3 protein-coding genes are annotated in these 3,716 nt (G+C 36.0%); 2 read left to right on the top strand and 1 reads right to left on the bottom strand.

Going from position 1 to position 3,716, the window contains the following annotated elements; all coding sequences use genetic code 11:
* Positions 1–23 precede the first annotated feature (23 nt).
* Positions 24–359 carry a hypothetical protein gene (locus tag GJU39_RS23120; protein WP_154283353.1) on the bottom strand — a complete coding sequence of 112 codons (336 nt, stop codon included), beginning with the start codon at positions 357–359 and terminating at the stop codon, positions 24–26.
* A 205-nt stretch (positions 360–564) separates the two neighbouring features.
* Here GJU39_RS23120 and GJU39_RS23115 point away from each other — a divergent pair, with 205 nt between their 5' ends.
* Both GJU39_RS23115 and GJU39_RS23110 read left to right on the top strand, forming a co-directional pair.
* Positions 565–1,224, top strand: a complete 660-nt coding sequence (locus GJU39_RS23115; protein ID WP_154283352.1) for an LA_2272 family surface repeat-containing protein — start codon at positions 565–567, stop codon at positions 1,222–1,224.
* Positions 1,225–2,618: 1,394 nt separating this feature from the next.
* On the top strand, positions 2,619–3,680 hold the full coding sequence (locus tag GJU39_RS23110) for a DUF6377 domain-containing protein (protein WP_154283351.1): 1,062 nt from the start codon (positions 2,619–2,621) through the stop codon (positions 3,678–3,680).
* Positions 3,681–3,716 lie beyond the last annotated feature (36 nt).

The raw sequence follows: 3,716 nt of genomic DNA, 5'->3' as shown, positions 1-3,716 counted from the left end.
AGCGGAATCTAAAGTAATGCTTCTCAAAAAAAATAATCTGACAATAAAAAAACCTCTAGTATACTATTGCAATTCCACAGGTCTTTCAGATAAGCAAGCATATTTGGTGTCTCGCGGTTAACGTACAAATAGTTAAAGGTGACTGAAGGGCTTTGGTTCGGCTGATAAGAAAATGGCGTTCGGAAAGCGTCAGATAGTTTTATCAGTTGCGGCATGCTTAAATTACTGGTGCCTCTAATCTTTTTATAAGCCTCATTAGTACTGACTGATAGTACTTCAGCTATACTCTGGGCAAGATTTTGATAATCAGGCAGGTTCACATTGATCGCCTCGAAGAATTTAACTTGCTGTTCGTTCATAAAAGATTAATCTAAAAGATGGTACATCCAATTTTGTTTAAGCTTAAAACCACAATTTTAAATACTGTTTAATCTTTAAAATTATGAATATATTATTTTTTTTTAAAATATAATGTATAAAATTAAGAATAGTTAATAATCCCACATGTGAGGTTAAAACAGGTGTTTACGCTTATCTATATTTGGGTATATAAATCTTAAGACTATGAAAATTAAGCAAATAACCCTTGCACTCCTCGCATGTACCATCACCGCCGCGGCTCAAATACCGGAAAGAACTAATCATTTCCCTGTAGGCAGCTTTCACAAAAAGAACTCGAACATTCATGGTATTGGCGTAGGCTTATATTCCGGCATTGACGAAGGCCCGAAAGATATCCAATTCCGCAATGTACATATCAATGGAATAAAACTAGAGGCCATAGGACTCGGTATACTCGTCCCGCTCATGCCAAGCAGTCCGGTTGCACAGGATGAAGAAGAATTACAGGAATATATGGCTACACCATTATCAGAGAAAGTTAACGGCCTTAATATATCACCTGCAGGAACGGCGAGCGACTGCTTCACGAATGGGATCAGTGCCGGGCTCATAGCTCAGGTCGGAAGACAGGTAAATGGCATTTCTGCCAGCACCATAATGAATTTCGCGCAAAAGCATAACGGCATTCAGGTAGCGATGTTCAACGAGGCTTACGTTATGAATGGATTGCAACTGGGCCTGGCCAATAGGAGCGGCAGAGCCAGGGGGCTGCAGATTGGATTGGTAAACCATTCGACCAATTTTAAAGGTGTACAGCTTGGGTTTTGGAACACCAACCAGAAAAGAAAATTGCCCATCTTAAATTGGAATTTCAGCAGGTAAAATGGAAATCGCACCTATATGATACGCAAATGGTACTGAAGGTGGCTAAACAGGACGATAAACAAAAAACGCCTTAAACATAAGTTTAAAGCGTTTTTGTGTATTTTGATTATACATTGGCGGGGATCAAGGGAGCCGGTTAGAACACCTTTCTGCAATATTGATAATTATTAAAGAGATTATAAATGGTAAGCCTAAAAATATTTAAACTTAAATCTAAATTTTATAAAACAGGATTTAATTTAAGATAAGATAGATAGATACCATTTCTTATGCGTTTACCCAGACTTAATATCCACTCGACTGAAGCTCTTTTAATAAATCAATATTTTTATTCTGAATTTATTGGCCTGTTATTTTAAATATCTACCGTGCCGTTACCGGGCATTATTTTAGCAACTTCCAATTGAATATGACTAATTAACTTTTTAAATGCTTTGAGCTTTTTTAATATATAGCTAAGCCTATAAAACTGGAAATCTACTAACCACCTTAAGTATTCACCAGCAAGATTGAAGTTATAAGACTAGGTTGATTATTGATATCTATGGTAAATTGAGGAAAGGTGACGGTTCTGGAAAACACCTGGAAGGTTTTGCTGGCCTCCATGATTGTTTTTACCGATTTTATATTGACAAAGAGATTCTAAGAAGGCAAAACAAGATAAACTTCTTGAGCAGAAGTCCTGACATTATAATTTCAATCACCATGCAAAATTGCGAACAAAATCGTTAACCTACTTAAATACTACTACACCCTTTAAGTCTTCTTTCTCTAACCACCTGTACAGTTCATACACGCATTACCATAAGCATAATACTTATAGTAAGCAGCACCAGGTTTCTTAAACAGCGTGATGATGGTCTATTCTTATTTTCTGTTCATTCTCCAACATTATAAACCGCCTTCACCTCCCATTTCTTTCATTTCCCGGACAAGGCCTTTGCTTTCACCAATGTCTTCTGCTTCACAGAAAAAGAAGATTTTGCCGATAGTTTTCTTAATGATGTTCTCTTATATCACTTCTCAGTATCCCCACTTTACGGGCGTATCAGAGGTGATAAGTGACTCCTGTTTGATATTCATGCCTATATGATTAATTAATTTAATTTTTTAATGACAGTAATCCGCTCATGAGCCTTCTAATCATTTTATCTATCCAATAAATTTTGAAGTTTATTTTATTATAGTTAGAATAACTACCTAACTAGTAAATTTGAGGTGAGGGGTCTCCTTTTGTTGCTTTGGCCTTCACTCTTATTTGATTAAGATAGGCGAAAACCCCGAATAATTAATGGGTTATTAACAAATAGAATAGCAATATTTTAATTGTATTTTAGCTGTTAAAGTAACCTGTATAGTCGCTGATTACTTAAAATTTTAGCAATTTAATTATGAAGACAATCTCTAGCACATTATTATTTTTACTGTTGACTGCTACGACGTATGGTTCGGTTAGCAATGATAGTCTGATGAAAGTGTTGAAGTTAGAGCTGTCAAAAAAATCAATCTATGATCGTCAGAAAAACATAGAAATCAATAAGCTGAAATCTTCTTTAGCTGCATGTTCCCCTTCAGATCATAAAGAGCAATACATACTCTGTACATCGTTATACAATGAGTATTTTAACTTTCAGTACGATTCCGCTTATGTTTACACAAGAAGGCTGTTAAGTATAAGCAATAGGATGCATGACATGCCAAGGCAATACGATAGCAAGATAAAATTGGGTCTGATTCTTATTTCTTCAGGAATGTTTAAAGAAACTTTCGATTGTCTAAATGATGTTAATTCTAAACTGCTCACCGATGATTCCAAGTTGTTGTACTATGAACTTAAATATAGGGTTTACAAGGCGTTGTCAGAATACAATTCGGACACGTTTTATTCCAGATATGATGCAGCTGAGTCCGTAAAATATTTGGACACAGCTATTACGTTGGCAAAGCCAAATTCTTTTGAGCATTTGATTGACATAGCGCAGTTGCCGGCTAATCATGCAGGTTTACCGGGCCCTAAATACAAATACTACGAGTATCTCCTATACAAAAGAAATCTTACCCCCCACCAAGTGGCCATGGTAGCTACAGGACTAAGCTCTTACTATTACGGGGAAAATAAATTGAAACTGCTATTAATTGCTGCTATAAATGATGTACGGACATCCACAAAAGAGACGTTAGCAATTTTTAGATTAGGTAAAGAACTAGATAAAAAAGGCGATATCGTTAATGCTTATACTTTCTTGCAAGAAGCTATGAATAATGCACAATTTTACGGATCGAGATTACACAAAGTCGAAATTGCCTCAGTATTGCCCTATGTGGCGGCAAAAAAACTTCTGGTCACCGAAAAGGAAAAAAACCAAATGGTGATATATTTATTTTCCGCTTTCATCATTTCGGTCATCATAGTGCATATACCAATAAATTTGACCCCCTTTCGCCAATTTTAAATTGACCCCCAGAGTTGTTGCTTGAAAAAAGCAGAA

Source organism: Pedobacter petrophilus (assembly GCF_009674725.1).
Lineage (GTDB): Bacteria > Bacteroidota > Bacteroidia > Sphingobacteriales > Sphingobacteriaceae > Pedobacter > Pedobacter petrophilus.
The sequence above is the reverse complement of the archived record's forward strand: the minus strand, read 5'-3'. Positions and strand labels throughout refer to the sequence as shown.

Coding starts and splice junctions, on each gene's coding strand:
- GJU39_RS23120 (WP_154283353.1), bottom strand. CDS start 359: ATGAACGAACAGCAAGTTAAATTCTTCGAGGCGATCAATGTGAACCTG.
- GJU39_RS23115 (WP_154283352.1), top strand. CDS start 565: ATGAAAATTAAGCAAATAACCCTTGCACTCCTCGCATGTACCATCACC.
- GJU39_RS23110 (WP_154283351.1), top strand. CDS start 2,619: ATGAAGACAATCTCTAGCACATTATTATTTTTACTGTTGACTGCTACG.